A 20788-nucleotide genomic window follows, 5' to 3' on the forward strand; every position below is an offset into this window, starting at 1 on the left:
AATTCTCGTCATCGACAAAACCACGCCACCGGTCAGGCACAAAGCAACGCGCCTGACCGCGTGACCAAGCCGTTCGCAGGGACCGACGTTCAACGCCGATTGTAGGACCAGCCCTTGTCGACATTGGTCGGGTAGTGGGCTGCGAAGTACGGATTCTTGAGGCAGTTGCGCGCGGGATCGAAAATCCAGTCGGCGCATTCCCGGTAATTCAGGAATCGGCAATCGAAACCGAAGGCGCACCACGGCGCGCCGTTTGGAAATCCGAAGCCCACGGGGACTTGCGCCGACGCTACTGAGGGCAGAGCCAGGAGCAGAGCTACGGCGAGCGCGCGGGACAACATGGTGCATTCCTCCAACAATCTATCAAACTGAGACCGAAGCCGGTCCGGCGACCGTTCTGCGCCGAAAAGGGACGATGTTCAATCTTCGTCGTTGGATAGTCTAGCAGCCGGGCGCGGAGAGATCGAGAGCGCTGAAAGCGATCGGCCCATGTCGATTGGCGGCTGCCATGCATCGATTGATGAGGCGGACGCGCCCGTCCATGACGTGTCGCGCGCGGCCGACGCTAGCCCTTCTTGGCGCCCTTGGATTTCAGCGACAGGCCGAGGCGCAAGGCCATACGCTTGATCGCATCGGGCGAGCGCCCGAGAAGTTTTGCTGCCTCTTCCAGCGAAGTCGAAGACTTGGCCAATTCCATCAGCCGGCGGTCTTCCTTGAACGACCAGGGCCTGCGCGCCATAACCGAAATCATCCTCTCGTCGAGACAAAGACAAAGCCGCCAAGCGGACCCACGTTCGCTCGACGGCTTTGCTTGGGTGGGGCCGGGCCTGGGGGAGCCCGGTGAGAAGATGGATATGCGATCCACTAAGGTTCGCAACAAACAACGCGGATTAAGCTAACCGCTCAACCTTACCGCGATGAAATCGGCGCGTTGCGCTCCGTATAACCACGGAGTTTCGCTAACCAAGATCGGTCTGCACGTTTTGATGGTGGGGATCGAGGATGTTCCGCCACCACGTCCGGTTGTCGCAGAACCGGTGCACGGTCTTCGCACGTCCGCACTCGAAATCCTCGCGGGGGGCGCCTGCCGATATCCGAGACCCGACTTCGCGTCTCGACGCTGCGGCAAGACTCAGCAGCTCCGCCAATCGGCGCGGACTGTTCTGATGAGCATGGAAGAAGTGCCGATCCCCGAGCCGTCGCCGAGCAGCCGTCGAAACAGCGACCGGTCTTGCCGCGTGGTGGTGATGAGGATTCTCCTGAGGTCGGCGAACGTCAGGCTGGACCGCAGACACTGGATCATCGGCTTGCCGAAGACAGGCAGGAGCCGCTCGGACGCCATGCTGACGATGGAGGCGAGCAGGGAACTTGTTCCCTGCGCCCTCAATGTCCTCCAAGCTCAGGCGGCAATCTCCCCTTGATAATGGATGGCACGGCGTTTCGGCGTCAGCACTTGTGCGCGATTAGGAATTAAGTGCTTCGAGATCACGACATTGTTTGCTTCGAAATCACGACGTCGATTCGAGCGATCAACTTGAATTGAATCGGCGCCGGTTGGTCGCAACGGCTTCGAACGAGAAAAAAATCTAATCGCGATGCATGCGGCAGCGGTTTGACGAGCAGTATTGTGCTTCTCTCGGTTGAGTCGTCACGAGATCGTCGAATTCGTTCGGCTATGGTGCGCGCGCACGAACAAATCAAAATCAACAAAATCAAGAAGACCGAGATGCTTCAAAAGGCGCGAGCGGCACTTCCTCTCACCAAGCTCAGAGAGCGGGCGTTTGAAGGCGCGTTTTTCAGCGTTGCGCTGATCGCGATGGCGGGCTGGGTGTATTTCATCACGCTGTTGCTGGTGCGATTGTTCCTCTGGTTCTTCGGTTGACGCACGAGCCCGATCATTTCGCATGCAGGGCGCTGCCCAAAAAAATCCCTGGCATGACGAGAAAATCAGCGGCGGTGATCATGATCTCGACACAACTCGAGGATGAGACTGCCAGCGTCACTGGAACGAATTACGAATGATGCTGCTCGCGATCCTGGTCTCGCTCCTCGCTGGCTTTGGCGCAGGCTATGCGACACGCGCGCTGCGGCCTCGCGAGCGCGCGGAGCGTCATCCGTTCCACCGTCCCTACAGTCCCACCGCGTTCCGGCAGAACAGTTCATTGGCGAGGGCGCGGCGTGCATTCTGAGGATTTACAACCGACGTGCGGTTCTCGCGTTGCGGCTCGCATGGCGGTGGAGGGGAGTGAATCATGACGGGATCTCGGGGAGACGCCATGACGAGCCCGACGTACAACGCGCCACGGCGGTATTTCGTCGACGGGGGAGGTCGCCGCGTCCTGATCGGCCTGACGCCCGAGGAGACGTTCGAGTTCGAGCGGCTCGACAGCGAGCAGGCGCAGGTCGCGCCCGATGCCGGCGAGCGGCGCAGGCTAGAGCTCTATGAGAAGCACGAGGGCGCCTGGAGGGCCTGGATGGCGCAAAGCCGCACCGAGCGGCGCGAAGGATTCAACCTTTATTAACCATCGCGGGCCCATTTTCTGGTCTGGCGCCTCGAACCGGAAAATGCACGCATGTTTCAGCTCTTCCTGCGGGCCCGCACCCATAACTTCCTGAAAGACCGTTTCGGCGGAGAGCAGGTGTTCCGCGCGCGCTCGCCCGAGCGCGACGCCGAAACCGATCGCACCCGCATCGAAGCCATCATGGTTGCGATCGATGACGCCCTGCATGCGGCGGAGCGCGAGCAGTCAGGTCTCAACCGCCGGGTCGAGGACGTGCTGGCGCGCGCCGCCGTGACGATCGGCAACGGCGACGACGAATATCTCGAGCGCGAGGCGCTCGACAATCACCACCAGGACCTGTTCGACAAGGAAATCCTGAACGGCCAGCGCCGACTCAAGGAGCTCGGCGCCTCGATCGCCCATTTCAAGTTCCTGAAGGCGGCGATGCTGAGCCGTTTCCCGGACTACCGGCCTCCGGCGAGCCCCACCAACTGACGCCTGGTACGGCGCGCGAGCGAGACCGCTAGATCGCGAGCATGCTGTTGCCCTGAATGGACAGCAGCGTCAGATTTCCGGTGGCATAGGCCCCGGTATCGATGTTGGCCCGGTTCTCGAGCAGCTCGGCCTGCTTCACCGGCGTATGGCCGTGCACGACGTATTTGCCGAAGCGCCTATTGCTTTGCAGGAATTCGTCCCTGATCCACAACAGGTCCTGCTCGCGCTGCTCGGAGAGCGGAATTCCCGGACGCACCCCTGCATGGACGAAGAAGAAGTCGCCGCATGTGAAGGTCGGCCGCAACTGGCGCAGGAACGCGATGTGCTCCGGCGGCATCACGGATGTGAGCTCGCGAACCAGATCGGGCAACTCGTCCTTGCCAAGGCCGGGCGCGGCCGACACGCCGTACGACATCAGGGTCTGGAGCCCGCCGAACTGAAACCATTCGGCGGCGCGGGCGGGATCTTCCAGCACCGAGGTGAAATAGGCCTCGTGATTGCCCTTGAGAAAGACGGTGTTGCGGCGGCGGCTGCGGTCGATCAGGAGGTCGAGGGTATGGCGCGAGTCCGGTCCGCGATCGATGTAGTCGCCGAGGAAGACCTCGATCGCGCGATATGGCCGGCTGTTCGCCATGTCCGCATCGATCACGGCGAACATCTGCTCGAGCAGATGCGCGCAGCCGTGGATATCGCTGATCGCATAGATGCGCACGCCGTTCGGTAGCTTCGGCCGGGGCGAATTTCGGGGCGCAATCATGGACATGGGGTGCAACTCTTTCAAAGAGCTTCGCCCGGGATGTCAATATGCTATCGGCGGATTTGGGTGCCCGAGCAGGTTTTTTTCTACCCCTGCCAGCAAGCCTGCGCCTGCCCGATCATTCACCAGCGCTGCGAATCACCCGTCCCCAAGCTTGCGCGAGGCTGGCCGAGTTGCCGCTGTCGAACGATGGTGCAGCCTTGCCGCGATAGGCGGCCGCTCGCGCGCGGACCAGAACCGCGCCGCAGAAATAGCCAAGCTGGAGCACCGACGCGAAGACGAGGATCGTCACAACGATGTGAGCTGAATCATGTCCCTGCCAGGCGGAGCCCACACCGAGGATCGTGGCGCCGAGAACGATGGCGGGCGGCAGGATGAAGATCCGGAATCGGCCTCCCAGCAACGATCCGATCAGCAGACTGAAAATGGCAACCGTACTCACGACGCAACTCCTCGAATTGGTCACGAGTGTTAATGGCCGCGGACTAATAACGGCTTAAGCGGCATGGTTGAACAGCCGTTCAAATGCGCGCGACAATGCTGTGCGAAAATGACGCGATTTGGTGTGAAACGCGGCGTGATGCCTGCTTAATTGTCACGCGTGTGACAGTAGTTTGAGCATTGTTTTGCTGCGACGCTGCATTGCATGAAAATCGATTTGATTTTTTCGGTGCACTGCCGCAATGTCGCTTTGTTTAGTTAAGATATACTTCGGCGCACATCGAAAAAATTAGATCGATTTGCTCGCAATTCTGATTGCGAGTGGTGACGAGGCAGCGAGGTTCGGATGGCTGTAGCAACTTACGGTTCGGAAAACTATTATTCGGTTATCTCGAACCGACGCGGTGCCCTCCAAAGACCCCTGCAAGTGGCTTTGATCGCCGGAGACTTCGTCGCCGTACTGCTCAGCTATTTCGTGGCGAGCGGCCTGTATCGCGTGCTCGTGATCGAGCAGGACTCATCCGTCGGAGCAGGCCTGGTCGTCGGCGCGGTGTTCGTGACCATCGCTTACTTCCAGGGCGTCTACGATCACCATCGTCTGCTGAACACGGTCTGGCAGCTGCGCAAGGCCTTGGCGGTCTGGCTGATCTCGCTCACCATTCTCGCCGTCGAGGCGTTCCTGCTCAAATCGTCCGCGGACCTGTCGCGCGGAACCACGCTGCTGTTCGCCGCGACCGGCGGCGTCGCCTTGGGCGGTCTGCGCGTGCTGTGGCGCCTGGCGCTGACCTCGAGCTACGCCAAGGGCCGTCTGGTGGACCGCAAGGTCGTGCTGCTCAGCCTCAAGCCTCTCGATTTCACCTCGACCCGGTTCAAGGATCTGCGCAAGCACGGCTTCAACGTCGTGCGACATTTCGTGCTCGATCCGTCTGAAGAGGGCGCGGGCTGGGATCACGAGATTCGCGACATCACCCGTCAGGCGCGCACGGCGGATGTGGAAGAATATCTCCTGGTCATCGACTGGGACGAGATGCCGCTTCTCCAGAAGCTGAGCCAGCATCTGCGCGTTGTCCCCCAGCCGATCCGCCTTCTGCCGGATTTCCCGATCGCCGATCTGGTCTCGCGTCCGTTCCAGCCCGTCAGCGGCACGGTCGCGATCGAGATCCAGCGCGCGCCGCTCAGCGTGTTCGAGCAGGCGCAGAAGCGCTGCCTCGACATCGGCCTTGCCTCGTTCGCGCTTCTGCTGCTGGCGCCGCTGTTGATCACGGCTGCGATCATGATCAAGCTCGATTCCAAGGGCAAAGTGATCTTCAAGCAGGCCCGGCGCGGCTTCAACGGCAAGCAATTCGATATCTGGAAGTTCCGCTCGATGACGGTGGCGGAGAACGGTCATGTGGTCACGCAGGCGACGAAGAGCGACGCGCGGGTGACCCGTGTCGGCCGTGCGCTGCGGCGGACCAGCATCGACGAACTGCCGCAGCTCTGGAACGTTCTGCGCGGCGAGATGTCGCTGGTCGGGCCGCGCCCGCATGCGCTCGCGCACGACAATTACTACGATCCGATCATCAGCAACTACGTGTACCGGCATCACATGAAGCCGGGCCTGACCGGTTGGGCCCAGGTCAACGGCTTCCGCGGCGAGACGCCGACCATCGATCTGATGGAAAAGCGGGTCGAATACGACATCTGGTACGTCAGCAATTGGAGCATCTGGCTCGACATCAGGATCATCCTGAAGACCGCGCTGGCGCTGATCCATCAGGAAGCCTACTGAGCCAGGCCGACGTCGGGCGCGCGTTGCCGCGCCCGACCCGCACGCCGCCCGTGCAGAGGGGAAACGGCCTGCAATTTGCAGCATGTGATTCGTTGCTGCCCCTTTGACGATTTGCACCCCCGAAACGCCGAGCCTTGCAGATTGAGCCATCGCCTCGCCAAGTTCGTCGCCTTGCCGTTGCTCGTTACCTGGGCGATCGCTGCCGCCTGTTCTCATGCGAACGCGTTGGAGTGGGGGGTCGGCGGACCGCCGCAAAAACGCAGGGATCTCGCGCCGATCTTTCAGCTCATGAGGGAGCGGGGGCTCACGCAATACAGGACCGGTCTCAACCTGACGCAAGATGCCGAGCCGGGCGAAGCCACGATGTTCCGGCAGACCATTGCGCTCGCCAGAAAATACTCGATCACGCTTCACCCTTTGGTCAACTTCCCTTTCCGCTACGGTGACCGCACCGACAAGGGGCGGTACCCCAAAGGAGACCGGGACGCGCTCTACAGGCAGGGCTACGACCGCACCTACGCGTTCGTCCGGCAATTCAAGGACGCTGTGTCCGACTGGGAGCTTGAGAACGAGATCAACCTGTTCGCGGTCGATTCCGACGGGAAGAAGCTGTTCGGGCGCGGCATGACCGCGGCAGACTTCGAAATGCCGGTGATGGAAGACTGGGCCCAGGTGTTGCACGGCGCGTCCGATGCCATCGACCAGATCAACCGCGAGACCGGAAGTCGTCTGCGCAAGGTGCTGAACACGACGTCGACGATGCTGGGCTTCCTCGACTTCATGGAGTCCCGGGGCGTGAAATACGACGTGATCTCCTACCACTATTACGAGGTGGCGGGGCAGAACCCGCATCGGCACTGGAATGGACGCAATCCGCCCTTCGACCTCTTCAAGAAGCTGGCGTCCTATCACCGCCCGGTGACGTTCAACGAGGTCAATTGCGCCGAGATCTACAAGCCGGCCTATGGAAATCGGCCCGGCGATCCCCTGACGGAGCAATGCCTCCGCTCACTGCGGGACACCTTCCAGTATCTGAAGAACCAGAAAGACGTCGAGATCGAGAGTGTGATGGTCTACGAGCTGTTCGACGAGCCGCAGAAGAAGCCGCCGGAGAACAGGTTTGGGCTGATGTACGAGATCGACAGGCCCAAGGTTGCGCTCTTCCTTCTTTCGGAATTTGCCGGCGGCCGCCTGTCGGCTGAAGAATCGACTGAGTTGAGAACCAGGGGACTGTAGCTTTTCGGTCTCCGTGCGAAGAAAAGAACCTGCAATGCCTTTACCTGGATCTGAGCGCGTCAACACCGAGAAGTCGGGCAGCATCTTGGGCTTCAACGGGCTGCGCGGTCTCTCGGTCGTCCTGGTCTATCTCAATCACAAGTGCGGACTGCAGTTCTACTCGGGCAGCGTCGGCGTCTGGATATTCTTCATCCTGAGCGGCTTCCTGATCATCGGCGAGCTCAACAGGCAGCGAGGCAAGGTCGGGACGGCCGCGTCCCGGCCCGCGGCGGAAATCGTCACCTTCTGGGTCAAGCGGGCGACGCGCATCTTTCCCGCATATTATGCGCTTCTCGCCATCCTGTTCCTGACCCGGTCCTATTTTCAGCACGCGGGGCCCGATCTCGGCTTCCGCTATCACGTTGTGTACCTGTCGAACTACTGGATCGGCAGCGTCATCGGCGGGACTGCCGGTCCCTTCGGCGTGCTCTGGACGCTCTCGGTCGAGCAGCAGTTCTACGTGATCGCGCCCTTCCTGTTCATCCTGCTTCCGCTGGAGCGCCATTTCGTCACCTGCATGAGCGTCGTCGCCCTCGGGTTGATCGGCCATTTCCTGATGTATTCATCGGGCTTCAATCACACCGCCATCCACACCTTGTCGCCCTGGAATTTTAGCCTGATCGCGTTCGGTGGCGCGATCACGATCCTGCATCTTCGCAGGCAGGGATGGGCCCCGAACGGCAACGGCATCTTTGCCTGTCTCCTCATCGTCGTGTTCGCGCTGTGCTCGAACGGCGTGATTTACGAGGCCCCTTCCTATCTTTCCCCCGCGATCGACATTGCGATCGGGCTTTGCCTGGTCGCGCTGGTTTGGTGGGTACGCGCCAACCAGGGCAGTGCCTTTGTTCAGGCGCTGGAGTGGAAGCCGCTCGAGCATCTCGGGAAGATCAGCTACGGCTTCTATCTCGTTCACAACTTCATCCCGAACCCGCTCGGCAAGGCGCTGACGCTCTATGGCGGGATGTCGGTGCCCGAGAGTGTGAAGATTACCGCGGGCGCAGCCATCGGTTTCGTGATCTCCTACGCTGTCGCGCATGTGTCCTGGAAGTACTTCGAATCGCCGATCCTGCGCAGCCGTCGCGGCCTGACCAAATTCTTCCTGCAATACCTGCCCGAGAATCCCTCGCAGGGCGTGCCGCGAACCGAGCTGAAATAGCCTAGCGGCTCATCCGAAAGCCGTCGCCATCGGCTGGATAACAGCGATGGCGAATTCGCAGGCCTTTCTCCGCGACGAAATGCGAGAACAGTTCCCGATCGGCTTCGGGCGCGGTGCAGGTACGTTCGAGCAGCGCGGCGCGCGCCTCAGTGCCTGCCGCCTGATAGAACGTGGCTGCGCTTGGGAACAGGCGGGCCTGGAAGATATCCGCGAAGTCCTGGGTGGCGTAATCCCTGAGCTCGGGCGAGGCCGCATTGAAGGCGCGAAGCGCCAGTGGCGCGCGGATGAGCTGGAGCCAGGCCTCGTGTGGCGCGAAGCGATAGGAAAGACCCAGCAGTTCCGCCGTTCGCGGCCCAAAGCCGGCCTGGCGAATTTCGGCCCAGTAGCTGCCGAACCAGCCCAGTCCTTCAGTCGGCGCGCACGCCAGCAAGGCACGGCTCGTCGACGCGACGGCGTCTGCATCGAGGTCGGTCTGCTTCAGGTCGCCTGCGCGTGTCGATTCGTCAGCGATTGCGAGCTGGAGCAGCAGGAGTTCGCGCAGCGTCTTGGCGCTGCATAGGCGACGGGCGGATAGCAAATTGTCCGATACGATCCGTCTCAGGCGATCGACTTCATATCGCTCGCCGCGCGCGACACGTCCTGCAATCTGCGGAACCGCGGGATTGGTCACATCCGGGGCGATAGCCGCGATCCACGCCAGCGCGGCTGCGGCAAGCGCGATGGTCGAGCCGCGCAGAAGCCGGCGATAGGCGATCCCCGTTGCCTGTGCCGCCGGCTCGGTGGCGCTAGGCTCCCTCGACATAGTAGCTGTTGTAGTGCGAGCCCTTATACGCCTCGATCCTCTTGAGCATCTTCGGATTGGCGCGATTGAGCACGGCGCCCAGAAGCTTCTTCTGAATGCCTTCGGAACTCGCCATCGACTCCTGGAGCGCGTTGCGGGTCGTACGGCCCCACTCGATGACGTAAACCATCGCATCGACGAGATGGCTGACAGCCTTGGCGTCGGTGACCGGCATCACCGGCGCCAGATCGATGACGATGTATTCGTATTCCTCGCGCACCACTGCAAGCAGGTCAGCCATCGACTTGGAGGCGATGACGTCCGCCGAGTTCACCATGCGCGATGCGACGACGGAGGGCAGGAAGTCGAGCCCGCTCTCCTTGCTGCGCTGGATATGATAGCCGAACGAGCGCGGATCCTTGAGGGCTTCGACCAGGCCGGTCTTGGAATGGGGGGCCAGCGCCCTGGTCAGCGAGCGGGTATGGAGGTCGCCGTCGATCAGTAGCGTGCGATGTCCGGTCAACGCGGTCAAATGACCGAAATTGGCGGCAACCGTCGTTTTTCCCTCTTTCGGCAAGGACGACAGGATTCCAATGATCTTGACCTCGCGCGACAGGCGCGCGACGTCGATCGACACCTTGATGTTCCGCAGCGTCTCCGCAAACCGCGAGAACGGGTGCTCGACGACGTAGCTGGATATGTTTCCTTCCGGATGATCTGCCGAAGCCCTCGCCGCGCGGATGTCGGGAAGAACGCCGAGGCATTTCACCCCGAGCTGATCCTCGACGTCGCTCGGAGATCGCAGCACGTCGCTCATCAGTTCCTTCGTGAAGGCTGCCCCGAAGCCGAAACAGAGACCGCCGAGCAGGCCGCCGACCAGCGCCAGCAGCGTCTTGGGCGAGCTCTTCTTGTCGGGTTTGACCGCCGTGCCGATGATGCGCGCTTCGCTGATCGGGAAGCTCTGGTTCTGCGTCGCGTTCTGCAGCTTCTCGAGGAAGTTGTTGTAGAGGTTACGATAAGTATCTGCCGCGCTCTCGAGGTCGCGCAGCTTGACCTGCGCCTGACTCGTGCTGCCGGCCTGGGATACGAGATTCTTGAGATTCTCCTCAAGCGACGACTCGCGGCTCTTGGCGATCTCGTACTCGCTGCGATATGCGTCCGCGATACGACGGACCTCGTCCGCGATCGCCTTGCGCAGCTCTTCCATTCGGTTGGCGAGGTTGACGGCCGCCTGGTGGGTCTTGCCGTAACGGCTCGACCAGTCGGCATATTGCGCCGCCAGGTCGAGATATTGGGCGCGCAGGCGCGTGATCACCGTGTTGTTGAGTGCGTCCGTCACGGTCGGCTGGACGAGATCCTTGTCGAGCAGCGCCTCGATCCGGTCGAGGCGGGCCTTGGCCTCGGCGGTCGCGGCATGAGCGGCAATCAGCTGGGAGTTGACGTCCGCAAGCTGTTGCTCGCTCATCAGACCCCGGCTGGTGCCCACGATGTTGTTTTGCGCTTTGAACGTCTGCACGGCGCGGTCGCTCGCCGTCGCCTGTTCACGCAGCTCGGCGCTGCGCTGCTGGAGCCACTCGCCGGCGCGCTTGGTCGACTGATACTTCGCCTCCAGCGCGCCTACGATGTAGGCGTCCGCAATCGCGTTGGCGATCTGCGCAGCCTTGTTAGGATCGATCGAACGGTAGTTCATCGAGAGGACATAGGTCGTCAGCACGCGCTCGACCTTAAGGTTCTTCTGGAGAAGCTCGACCGCGCCGCGCTCGACCCGCTCCTTGCTCGGAGGACCGTCCGACCCGAACATCGAGATGACCTTGCCGATGACCAGCGGAATCAACCCGGGATCCGAGCCGTTGAACTCCGGATCCTCGGTGAGCTTCAGGCGACGGACGATCGACAGGAGGAGGTCGTCAGACTGGAGAATCTCGACCTGGCTGTCGACGAAGCCCGGGTCGATCAGCGCGTTGGCGGTTCCGCTGTCCTTGTCCAGTACCTGGGTTTGGCGTGTGTCCATCAGGATGCGCGCATTTGCCGTGTACATCGGCGTTGCCACGATCAGGTAGACGAGAACGATCGCGAGCGTACCGGCCACGATGGCGACGATCAGCGGCCATTGGCGGCGTACGATGTCCAGAGCGCGCTCGGCGCTGAGCGTCGTGCCACCGACCTCGATGGCATATCTCGGGCGTTGCGGAAACTGATCTCGTGGCTGAAACATCTCTGGGAATCTTGAGGTTGTCACTCGGGAAGGGGAACGGGTTTGAACGGGTCGGCGAGTTCGGTCTTCCACTCACCCGACATCAGACCGGCGCTTGCACCCGGACCCGCCGGTGCATTGCTGGCCGTGGCGGGAGCCGGGCTTCCCGGAACGGGCGCAGCCGCTGCGTCCTGATCCGTGAGATATCCTTTGAGGACGGACCCGTCGTGCAGCTTGGCAACGAATTCGCTGATCCGGCGCGCGACGTCGGGCTTGGTCGCGATGCAGCGCTCTTCGGCACGGTGAAGCCCGGCGCCGATTGCGACACGGTCGGCCTGGCTCGCCTGGCGCAGCATGTCCCGAACCGGATCGAGCGCGGCTATGTCGGTCACCAGCAATCCGGTGAGCCGGCCCGAAAGCTTGTCCCTGTCGTTCTTCGACTGTCGCAACAAAACCGAGGGGTCCGAGACGAATGCGCTGACCGCGGACGACGGCGCTCGTTCGGCGCGATCGACGCATTGAGCCTGTGCCGGCGCGGACAGCGTCGCAGACACGGCAACGGCGATCACCGCCGCGATCCGTAAGACCGGCAGGGAGCCACGCAACAAGCTATCGAGTTTGATTAGGATCGCGCTCATATCTCGTTGCAAACTAGCGATGACGTATGGATTTAGGCCCTAGGTCCTTGATGACCCAAAACTATGTCAAATTCTTGTGCGGCGCAAAATATAAACCAGTACGGACCAAATTGCCATCCTTGCCCGCTCTGCATCCCCGTTTCGCATGAACGAAATTCTTGCTGCGATCAGGCGCGGATTCGGCGAATGGTTGCGCGCGCTCGTATGCGATAAGCACGAATTTTAGGCAAGCGCCATGCCAAGGCCAAGCACCATGCCAAGGCAAAGGCGCGAGGGACGGTCTGGCAGACCATCGCCTCGCGCCTGTCGCAACCTGCGATTGAGGGCGGTAGAGCGAAACTTCGCGCGGTCTATTCGGAGGTCCGCAACATCGCGAGACGCGTGGCGCGCAGGCGCTCGCCATGCTCGCCGATCGCGACCCAGAAGCGCGGATTTCCGCCGGACTGCATCGAGATCCACTCGTAATCCGCGGCGTTCCAGGGGCGCACCGAAGCGGAAAGATTGTCCAGGACGAAGTCGCCGTCGGCAAGTCGCGCCACCAGCACGAGATGGCCCTGGCCGCCATTTGTCAGGACCACTGCGAGGCGCAGTGCCGACTTGGGCCAGCCCATCTCGATCAGTTGATGACGCTTGGTGACCGCGTAGTCGTTGCAATCGCCGGCGGACGGCGAAAGGCTCCAGCGCGCCACCATCGGATTGGTCGATTTCTGCATCGGTGTGATCGACGCGTTGACCGAGCTGTTCACCTCGCGCAGCATGCTCATCGCCCGGTCGCCCGAAGGCAGTGTCCGGTCGGCGGCGTCGCTCGCGCATTCGCCGTCGTTGTTCATGCAGAACTTGACGAATTGCAGCGGCGCGAGCGCATTGTCGTACTCGCGGATGAACGCGCTCTTCGCCTGATTGAGCGAACTGTCGTTCAACATCTCGGCCTTGGCGGCGGTGCCGGTCGACGCGATCCCGATCGCGACCAGCGATTTGATAATCCAGCTCATGACATCCCCGTCTCGCGTTTTCTTTTTTGACGCTACGGGTATCTCACAAACGATTTGAGCTTTGGTTCCGCGGAAATTTACAATTGTAGCTAAATAGACCGGTCACGGGACCGGTCTGGGAGGGGTGGTTAACGGTTCCAGCCGTCAGCGCGACGGGCTTACCGAGGTCAGAACGGCGGTCGACGTCGCCGCAAACAGCGTCTGCGTCTGTGACGCCGCACCGGGCCCGCTCTGGTTCACGACCGTGGGTTCGGTCGAACTTGCTCCGCCACCGCGTGCCTCCGCCGCGGTCGAACCAGGTCCGCCGCCGGCTGTGGTCTCGCCCGTCGGATCGGCGCCGTTGGTCGCTTCGGTCGGGATATCGCCGGTGATGCTGGTGAACGATTGGATCAGGTCGGGATTCTCGGTCTTGAGAACCGCCTCCTGGATCAGCTGGGCAACGCCGGGCTGCGACAGAACGCAAACCGATGCGGCGGTGCCGAGACCAGCGCCAATGGCGCGGCTTTGATCGGTGCTGCTGGCCTTCGCCAGCGAGACAATGCCATCGACTGTCTCGGGACGCGCGGTCAGAAGGTCGCGCACAGCCGAGGCGAGGCCGCCTTGTCCGTCCTTGAACTGGTCGAGCAGCCCGCCGGGATTGGCCAGAAAGTCGGTGGCGCGCTCGGCTGAAACAACGCCCGTGTTGGCAACGCAGCCCGAGCTGACGCCCGTTGCGCCGAATGCTGCCGGCATTCCGGCGAAAATTGCCAGCGCTCCGACGATCACGGTGAAGCGCCTACCAGAATTCCAGCTCATTGCCCTGCCCACTTCAATCAATTTGGCTTTAAACTTCAATTAATTTGACTTTAGCTCGACTTGCACGGATTTGCCACGTTCTTTTCGCATCTGTGATGGTAGCGATTGCGCGAGGCCGCACCCGACGATGGCTGCGAAAAACACGCCGTAACCAGGTATCTGCAACGAGAAATCGATGCAGCTATGTGCAACTCCCAATACAGCGACGCTGGCGCCGATCACGGGTATGTAGCGGTCGCGCTTTCGGCGCAAGCTTCCGGTAAACAGATGGTAAAGATACCAGAGGCAAGCCAGCGCGATGACGGCGAAGGCGGGGATGCCTAATTCGACGGCAATTTCCAGCGGCGTGCTGTGTGCGCGGTCCCAGATGCCGAGACTGCCGAGCGCTGTGGGTCTGATGGCGGGAAAAACAGCTTCGAAATTGCCCAACCCGACACCGAGCAGCCGATGATCGGCGATGATCCCCAATGAAGCCTGGTAGGCCGCAACCCGCTGCGGATCGATCAGCCCGTGTTCGACGATTCGCCCCGCCACGAGGCCGCCTACGAGCTGCAAGAGCACGAGCCCTGCCGCCGCTGAGCCGCCGAGGACCAGCCACTTCCGCGATCTGCCGAGCTCGAGCGGCACGAGATAAAGGATGATGGCCAGCACGAACGTGCCGACCGACAGCAGAAGACCTGCGCGCGATCCGGTCATGGCAAGCGCGATCGTGCAGATCGCGAATCCCGCACCGAGCGCCACCGGCGCGGAGAGGATTTGCTCGAGCTGCGATCGCCAATCCGGTTGTTCCGGCGGCCCGCCTTCCTGGCGGTGCATGGTGCGCAGAAGCGGCACCAGAAACAGCAGGGCGCAGGTGCCCCAGAACGTCGCTGCCGTGTTTCGATTGACGAAGGTCCCCGTGGCAAAGCCCAGGTAGGCTTCTTTCTGCCTGAACAGCACCATGTCCGGTGCGATCAGCTCCGCCAGAATTCCATACAATGCATACAGGCAACCCGCCCATGCCAGTATGCGTAGCAGCGAACGTGCGGCTCCCGCATCGCTTGCAAGAATCACGGCGCGCGTGAAGGCGAGCGACAACAGCAGCACCGATCCGAACGCCAGCCACGTTCCGCGCGCGGTGACCGAGAGACGGTCAGGCAGTACGAGGCCGAAAAAACGCCGCGGCAGTTCCCAGACCGCGGCCGATTCACTGGACGGATCGCTCCACGTTTGCAACGCCACGATGACAACCACCGCTGCGATCGCCACTGCCAATGGAATGAGCAACATGGCATTGCGACGGCTCACGGCCGAAAGATCGGCGGTCAGCAGGCTGCAGACGAGCAGAAAATTCCAGAAGCAAATCCACGCGAGGTCGAGGGATCCGAGCGGAAGTGGCGCCAGCACAAACACGGCTGTGGCGAAAAATCGCGATATCGCGCCCAAAGGCCCCTCTGTGGTTCAGCTCAGCCGCGATGGAGCTATCAGAACTTCGCGCGAGATCAAGTTAATGCGAGGCCGGGTCGTTGATGGTCATTCGCAACATCGCAAACAAGGTCGCGGCGGCTCGCGTGTGCAGCCCTGATCTGTTCCAGACGCAATGCCCGTTGCCTCACGAAAGCTGAATTGAAGTTTATGAGCATGTCGTCGGAGCAAAGATGCCGGCCGGCGTCTTGCTGCCGCATCTGTCGTGCACTGTCCTGGTCTAGATCGGCGCTTCGCGGCTCTTTTCAGTTGAATAAACCACCCGGTGGAGGCATTATATTGCACCGCAGCATTTCGCTTTGGTCGAATCGTAGAGCCTCTATCAAGTGCTAGCTCATCAAACAAAGGCGCACTACGTTCCGCTGGACAGCGTTCGTGGCCTCGCCGCCCTCTGCGTGGTCGTCCATCACTTCGTCGGATCGGATCCGCTCGCCGCTGCGCTGCCTCATCGCGCTTGGATCGACGTCGCGTTTTTTCACAATTCCTGGCTCTTCGTCGACTTGTTCTTCGTGTTGAGCGGCATCGTGATCTCGATGAGCTACGTGCAGTCGGAGTTCAGCGGGTTCGACTTCCGAACGTTCACCTTGCGTCGTATCGCGCGCATCTATCCGCTCCACATCGTCATGCTGTTCGCCTTTCTGGCGTTTCGCCTGATGCGGCTCACGCTCACCGAACTGGACCTGCTGCACTTCTCGACCAACGAGACGGCGGATCTCCAGGTTAACAATGTGTACTCGTTTGTCGCGAACGTATTCTTGCTCCATGCTATGGGCGTGCTCGACTATCTGAGCTGGAACGGCCCGAGCTGGAGCATCAGCGCGGAGTTCTACACCTATCTCGTGTTTGGCGCCGTCGTCGTCCTGTCGCAGCGCCTTGGCTACATCAGGCTCGTCTATGTTTTCAGCGCCGTGCTGGCCGTGATGGGCGCGGCTCTCATTATCTTCGTGCTCAAGAATGAAACGCTCGATTTCCAGACCAACGCCTTCACCCGATGCTTCCTGGGCTTCTTCGTCGGCGTGCTCACGCTTCGTTTCGTCTCGGGAAAAGGTCGTTCAGTGAGCCCCTTCGTTCAGTCGGCCTGCCAGATCGGTGCGGCCGTCGTCGCCATCGTGCTGGTTTCCGTCGTCGGCTTCGACGAACGGCTCAGCTTCGTGGCGCCGATCGTTTTCGGCGCCCTGCTGGGCTCGCTGATGGCGTTTCCGGAGCGGCTCCTGCCGAAGCTGCTGTCCGTCCGTCCGCTGGTCTGGCTGGGCAAGCGCTCCTATTCGATCTACATGACGCATGCGCTGATACTTGTCCTCATCCAGTACTTCGCGCGTGGCGTAGGCACCGGGCGCCTGCAAATCGTGGACAACATTCTTCCCGGACTAGCAGCCTCACTGCTGCTCGCCGTCTTCGTCGCCGCCGTGCTCGTGCTCTCCAACCTCACCTACCTCTGGGTCGAGATGCCGGGGTCGCGGTTCGTGCTTCGGCTTTTCAATCGCCGCGCCGTTCCCGCTGTGGTCGCGGCGGAGTGACGGGCATGTCCAGCAGCTCTTCGGCTCTACCGAGGTCGGACTGGCGCATGGTCGATCCGGTGGCCTTGCCCCGGCATCACCAGCAGGAGGGCAGTGCATTCTTCAGTCTCGAGGCAATCGCGCTCTTGCTTTATTTCTACCGCGATGCGCTCGCAGGCGCGCTGCGCTATTATCTGGCCGTTCTCAAGATCAGCCCGCTGTGGTTCCTGCCTGACATTTTCGCGCTGGTCTGCATTTTTGCCTTCGTGCAGCGCTACGTCCTGATGGGGCGTAACCTCGTCGCGATCCTCACGCTGTTCTACATCTGCTTTGCGCTTTACCTCGGATACGTGTTCCTGGGCTATTTCAGCGGCATGATGTCGTCGTTCAAGATGATCGCGCCGGTGTTCGTCGGCTTCTGCTTCTGCGGGCGCAATTTCGGCGACTACGATCGACTGCTGCGGTGGCTTCACCCGATCTTCTACCTGACGATCGTCGGGATCATATTGTCGTCCCGCATGCAGTTGCCTTGGGTGGGATATGCCTACGAGACTTTCGGCACGACGCGGCAGGCGACGCGGCTGTGGTGGTCGGCGTCCGAGACGCGCCTCGCCGGACTTGCCGCCGACAGCACGATGGCCGCATTCTTCGTGTTCATTTCGTTCACGATCAGCTCGGTGCGCCGGAGCCTGCTGTGGTGCCTGTTCTGGGCCCCCATCGGTCTCTACGCCATCAAATTGACCACGAACAAGACGTCGCTCGGCGTGATGGTGATCTACGTCGCTTGCCTGATCATCGTTCGCCTCGTTCCCGAGCGTGAGAAGTTTCCCATGCTCCGGCGCATGGCGCTGCTGTCGTTCCTGTCGATCCTCGTGCCTGCGGTGCTGATCGCCCTGTTCTCCGGCAACGGGCTTGTCAGCATGTCGCGCGGCCTGTTCAGCCTGCAGGACCGCGTCAACAACAGCTGGCAGTTGCCGTTCGTCTACATGGCTGAGCTCATGCCGGTCGGCTTCTTCACCGGCTGCGGCCTCGGTTGCTTCAACTATCCGCAGCTGCTGTTCTCGAACAAGCTCAGCTATTACGTTCCGGTGGATAATTTCTACCTCGGTACCTACCTGATGTTCGGGCCGATCTTCGTGTTGTTCATGGTCATGGTCATCCTCGCGGTCGCAAGGACCAGGGACATCTACAAGCTGTCTTTCGCGGTCGCCATGAACCTCTTCACCATCACCGTTCTGGCCTATGGTCCGGCAAGCGGCTTGATCATGCTCGGCGTCGCCTTCAGCGAAGTCTTCGCCCGAGAGAGACGTGACGAGACCGTCGCGGACGCGGTGCCGCTCGCGCCTGACGTCGATGATCTGGTCTCTCGGCCGGCATGATCGCGATGTTGCCGCATGCAATGAGCTGCGATGCGCAGCACGGGCGCTGGTCCGGAACTTTCCTTCATCATGATATCGGATCGCGGTGGTGAGCGGAGACAGCAAGAATTTCGTGGAGGCGATCCAGGGGCTGCGCGGCGTCGCCGCGCTCACCGTGCTGATCGTCCATCTTCAGGACATGCCGCTTCTGGCAGGTTTCCTGCCTCCGATCTGGCCGTGGCTGGAAGCGACGGTCAACATGGGCGGGCACGGGGTCGAGCTGTTTTTCATGATCAGCGGCTTCCTGATTCCGGCGAGCCTGATGCGTCACCGCAGCGTCGGGAAGTTCTTTCTCGATCGCGCCCTGCGAATCCTGCCCGTGTTCGTGATCCTGCACCTGATCCTGTTCACGGCAGGCCCCCTGGTTGGCTACAAGTTCTTCAAGGGGATCGATCTGCCGACCTATCTCAAGCTGTTCTTCGTCAATCTGGCGTTCCTGCCGGACGCGCTGGGATTGCCGATCGGCCAGCAGAACGCGTGGACACTGAGCTACGAATGGGCGTTCTACATTCTGTTCGCGGTGATCTTCGTGATGTTGGTGCGGCGGAGGAACTGGCTGCTGGCGGCGCCGTTCATCCTGCTCGGTCTCGCGGGCATCGCCTTTCGGCCGATCGCCGCGTTCTTTCTGGTCGGGCTGTTGTTTAGCCTGATCGATTTGCGGATCCGCGTCGTCGGCTGGCCCGGATTGCTGGCGGGCATCCTTTGCGGGATAGCGATGTACGTCTCGATCGAATATGTGCATCCGCTGGTCGGGCTGCTGCCGGGCGCGCTGCTGTTTGGAATGGTCCTTGCTCCGGACTCCGGTATTGCCGCCGCTTTGAGCGGCAAATTCCTGCAGTTCCTCGGAAAGATCAGCTATAGCCTCTATTTGGTCCATCCTTTTGCGCTATTTCCGTTGCAGGTCATCGGAGTGAAGCTGGCCGCGCATGGCGTCAATCTCTGGCTCCTCTGGGCCGGGTTCGCGGGCCTCGGCCTGATTGCCGCACTGATAGCGGGGACGGTCAGTTACGAGCTGATCGAAGTGAGACTCCGCCGCTTGCTCGATCCGGCGCTGCGGGGCCTGTTGTTCGGAGTGCACCGTGAAGCTCGCTATGTCGCCTGAGCGCATCCCTTCGCAATCGTTTCAGCCGGATCACTTACGAGAGACGTCATGATCATCAAGAATCTGCTCTCGATGTCGAGCGTGAACGTCGTGAAGTCGGCCGTTCAGTTCCTCATCACGCTGCTGATCACCTATTTCGTGACGCCCACGGAATTTGGGCTCGTGGCGTTTTCGCTGCCCTTCATCGCCTTCATCTCCATGCTGACCGACCTTGGGCTGTCGAGCGCGATGATCCAGCGGACGTCGCTCACCAGGGAGGAAGCCGGCGCGGCGACGACTCTGATGGTCGCGATCGGGATTGGTTGTGCCCTGGTGCTGGCCGCCGCCTCGAAACCGCTGGGGGCTGCCGTCGACATGCAGGGGCTGCCGTCCGTGCTGGCTGCTCTTTCCGGTTCGGTCGTCTTGTCCATTTCCGCGATGGGGCCGCGCGCGGTCCTGGAGCGCTCCCTGCAATATAAGACCATCGCCTTGATCGAAGCCGGCGCGGCTCTGGCTTCCGCGACGGTGGGCGTGGCCGGAGCGCTGCTCGGATGGGGGATCTGGGCGCTGATCGCATACTATGTCCTGATGCAGGCGGTGCGCGCCGTCGCTTTCTATGTGAACACCAGGCGCCATATCCATCTGTCCTTCAAATGGCGCGGCGTCGCGCTGATGCTGTCGTTCGGCGGTTGGGTGCTGGCCTCGAACGTCCTCAACTTCACTGCGAGAAACGTCGGCAATCTCATGATCGGCGCCAAGCTCGGCGCGGCGGCGGTCGGCCTGTTCGGTCTCGCCTTCCAGTTCATGACGCTTCCGCTGATGATCCTGTCATGGCCGGGCGGCGGCGTTCTGATGGCCACCCTGAGCCGGATGAACGGCGAGCGGGAACAGGAACGGCGCCGGTCGGCGATCTGCGCGGTGCTCGGCATGACCGCGATGATCACATTCCCGGCGATGATCTACCTGACATTCGGACTGAAATATCCCGTTGCGACGTTCCTCTCGCCGCATTGGCAGGAGGTCCTGCCGCTGATTGCCATCCTCGCGCCCGCAGGCGCGGCACAGTCGATTGCGGCCTATGCCGGGCCGATTCTGCTGGCTCACAACAAGGCCCGGCTCCAGTTCTGGGTGAGCACCGCCAACAGTGCCAGCATGATCCTTGCCTTTGTCGTGGCATTGCCGTTCGGGCTCACGGCCGTGGCGGCCGTGTACCTGATCGTATCGATCCTCGTTTGCGTCCTGATGCTGATGATTGGCGCCCGCAACTGCGCGATCTCCTATGCCTCTTTGTTGGGCGCCCTGATGCCGGCCACCGTCGCCACCGCGCTCGGCGCATTGTGCGCGCTCGTCGCCACGAAGGGAGACGTCGCAAGCCTGTCACATTGGCTGTTGGCGACGGTCGTCTATGCCCTGATCGTGCTTGGCAGCTACGTGATATTCAGGCGTCGTATCTGGAACAGCATGCAGTCGCTGCTCGGCGGCTCGGTTCCGCCGATCCAGGCGAATGTTTCCTCGGCAGGTTAGTAGAGAACG

General features: G+C 61.5%; 22 protein-coding genes. 11 read left to right on the top strand and 11 right to left on the bottom strand.

Annotated elements, in window-relative coordinates; translation table 11 throughout:
- Nucleotides 1–89 precede the first annotated feature (89 nt).
- From ABIB95_RS39020 to ABIB95_RS39030, 3 genes are all read right to left on the bottom strand, one after another.
- Nucleotides 90–341 (bottom strand): hypothetical protein, encoded by a 252-nt coding sequence (locus ABIB95_RS39020; protein WP_014497530.1) that lies wholly within the window; start codon nt 339–341, stop codon nt 90–92.
- Between the two features lie 224 nt (nt 342–565).
- Nucleotides 566–739, bottom strand: coding sequence for a hypothetical protein (locus tag ABIB95_RS39025; RefSeq protein ID WP_166103634.1), 174 nt, complete (start codon nt 737–739; stop codon nt 566–568).
- A gap of 393 nt (nt 740–1132) precedes the next feature.
- Entirely contained in the window at nt 1133–1387 is a 255-nt protein-coding gene (locus ABIB95_RS39030; RefSeq protein ID WP_354247859.1) for a sugar phosphate nucleotidyltransferase, read from the bottom strand.
- Nucleotides 1388–1675: 288 nt separating this feature from the next.
- On the opposite strand from ABIB95_RS39030, the gene ABIB95_RS39035 reads away from it, so the two are divergent.
- The 4 genes from ABIB95_RS39035 to ABIB95_RS39050 all read left to right on the top strand — a co-directional run bounded on the left by ABIB95_RS39035 (nt 1676) and on the right by ABIB95_RS39050 (nt 2996).
- Entirely contained in the window at nt 1676–1882 is a 207-nt protein-coding gene (locus ABIB95_RS39035; RefSeq protein ID WP_039146274.1) for a hypothetical protein, read from the top strand.
- Nucleotides 1883–2018: 136 nt separating this feature from the next.
- On the top strand, nt 2019–2189 hold the full coding sequence (locus tag ABIB95_RS39040) for a hypothetical protein (protein ID WP_162136531.1): 171 nt from the start codon (nt 2019–2021) through the stop codon (nt 2187–2189).
- Between the two features lie 87 nt (nt 2190–2276).
- Nucleotides 2277–2522, top strand: a complete 246-nt coding sequence (locus ABIB95_RS39045) for a hypothetical protein (RefSeq protein WP_039146277.1) — start codon at nt 2277–2279, stop codon at nt 2520–2522.
- A 51-nt stretch (nt 2523–2573) separates the two neighbouring features.
- Nucleotides 2574–2996 carry a hypothetical protein gene (locus ABIB95_RS39050; RefSeq protein WP_028150369.1) on the top strand — a complete coding sequence of 141 codons (423 nt, stop codon included), beginning with the start codon at nt 2574–2576 and terminating at the stop codon, nt 2994–2996.
- A 28-nt stretch (nt 2997–3024) separates the two neighbouring features.
- Here the strand turns inward: ABIB95_RS39050 and ABIB95_RS39055 are convergent, their stop codons facing one another.
- Both ABIB95_RS39055 and ABIB95_RS39060 read right to left on the bottom strand, forming a co-directional pair.
- A complete protein-coding gene (locus ABIB95_RS39055; RefSeq protein ID WP_354247863.1) occupies nt 3025–3759 on the bottom strand; it encodes a metallophosphoesterase family protein in 735 nt (244 codons plus the stop codon).
- A 112-nt stretch (nt 3760–3871) separates the two neighbouring features.
- Nucleotides 3872–4195, bottom strand: coding sequence for a hypothetical protein (locus ABIB95_RS39060; protein WP_028159057.1), 324 nt, complete (start codon nt 4193–4195; stop codon nt 3872–3874).
- A 345-nt stretch (nt 4196–4540) separates the two neighbouring features.
- Here ABIB95_RS39060 and ABIB95_RS39065 point away from each other — a divergent pair, with 345 nt between their 5' ends.
- The 3 genes from ABIB95_RS39065 (at nt 4541) to ABIB95_RS39075 (ending at nt 8396) form a co-directional block, all read left to right on the top strand.
- Nucleotides 4541–5965, top strand: coding sequence for an undecaprenyl-phosphate glucose phosphotransferase (locus tag ABIB95_RS39065; protein ID WP_166350045.1), 1425 nt, complete (start codon nt 4541–4543; stop codon nt 5963–5965).
- Nucleotides 5966–6106: 141 nt separating this feature from the next.
- Nucleotides 6107–7201, top strand: coding sequence for a glycoside hydrolase family protein (locus tag ABIB95_RS39070; protein ID WP_354247868.1), 1095 nt, complete (start codon nt 6107–6109; stop codon nt 7199–7201).
- A gap of 34 nt (nt 7202–7235) precedes the next feature.
- A complete protein-coding gene (locus ABIB95_RS39075) occupies nt 7236–8396 on the top strand; it encodes an acyltransferase family protein (protein ID WP_354247871.1) in 1161 nt (386 codons plus the stop codon).
- Nucleotide 8397: 1 nt separating this feature from the next.
- Here the strand turns inward: ABIB95_RS39075 and ABIB95_RS39080 are convergent, their stop codons facing one another.
- From ABIB95_RS39080 to ABIB95_RS39105, 6 genes are all read right to left on the bottom strand, one after another.
- A complete protein-coding gene (locus tag ABIB95_RS39080; RefSeq protein WP_354247873.1) occupies nt 8398–9198 on the bottom strand; it encodes a hypothetical protein in 801 nt (266 codons plus the stop codon).
- Complete coding sequence (locus ABIB95_RS39085) at nt 9182–11392, bottom strand: GNVR domain-containing protein (protein WP_354247876.1); 2211 nt, start codon at nt 11390–11392, stop codon at nt 9182–9184. The genes ABIB95_RS39080 and ABIB95_RS39085 overlap by 17 nt, the downstream gene beginning before the upstream one ends.
- 20 nt (nt 11393–11412) lie before the next feature.
- Entirely contained in the window at nt 11413–12009 is a 597-nt protein-coding gene (locus ABIB95_RS39090; RefSeq protein WP_063985226.1) for a hypothetical protein, read from the bottom strand.
- Between the two features lie 350 nt (nt 12010–12359).
- Nucleotides 12360–13001 (bottom strand): transglutaminase-like cysteine peptidase, encoded by a 642-nt coding sequence (locus tag ABIB95_RS39095; protein WP_063985225.1) that lies wholly within the window; start codon nt 12999–13001, stop codon nt 12360–12362.
- Between the two features lie 144 nt (nt 13002–13145).
- A complete protein-coding gene (locus tag ABIB95_RS39100; RefSeq protein WP_354247880.1) occupies nt 13146–13796 on the bottom strand; it encodes a hypothetical protein in 651 nt (216 codons plus the stop codon).
- A 39-nt stretch (nt 13797–13835) separates the two neighbouring features.
- Nucleotides 13836–15221, bottom strand: coding sequence for an O-antigen ligase family protein (locus ABIB95_RS39105; RefSeq protein WP_354247883.1), 1386 nt, complete (start codon nt 15219–15221; stop codon nt 13836–13838).
- A gap of 365 nt (nt 15222–15586) precedes the next feature.
- Between ABIB95_RS39105 and ABIB95_RS39110 the strand changes: the two genes are divergently transcribed.
- The 4 genes from ABIB95_RS39110 to ABIB95_RS39125 all read left to right on the top strand — a co-directional run bounded on the left by ABIB95_RS39110 (nt 15587) and on the right by ABIB95_RS39125 (nt 20779).
- Complete coding sequence (locus ABIB95_RS39110) at nt 15587–16777, top strand: acyltransferase family protein (protein WP_085402137.1); 1191 nt, start codon at nt 15587–15589, stop codon at nt 16775–16777.
- A 5-nt stretch (nt 16778–16782) separates the two neighbouring features.
- Nucleotides 16783–18135 (top strand): hypothetical protein, encoded by a 1353-nt coding sequence (locus ABIB95_RS39115; RefSeq protein WP_354247886.1) that lies wholly within the window; start codon nt 16783–16785, stop codon nt 18133–18135.
- Between the two features lie 88 nt (nt 18136–18223).
- Nucleotides 18224–19276 (top strand): acyltransferase family protein, encoded by a 1053-nt coding sequence (locus tag ABIB95_RS39120; protein ID WP_354247889.1) that lies wholly within the window; start codon nt 18224–18226, stop codon nt 19274–19276.
- Nucleotides 19277–19324: 48 nt separating this feature from the next.
- Nucleotides 19325–20779, top strand: coding sequence for a lipopolysaccharide biosynthesis protein (locus tag ABIB95_RS39125; protein ID WP_354247892.1), 1455 nt, complete (start codon nt 19325–19327; stop codon nt 20777–20779).
- Nucleotides 20780–20788 lie beyond the last annotated feature (9 nt).

The sequence above is a fragment of the Bradyrhizobium sp. LA2.1 genome (assembly GCF_040547725.1).
GTDB lineage: Bacteria > Pseudomonadota > Alphaproteobacteria > Rhizobiales > Xanthobacteraceae > Bradyrhizobium > Bradyrhizobium barranii.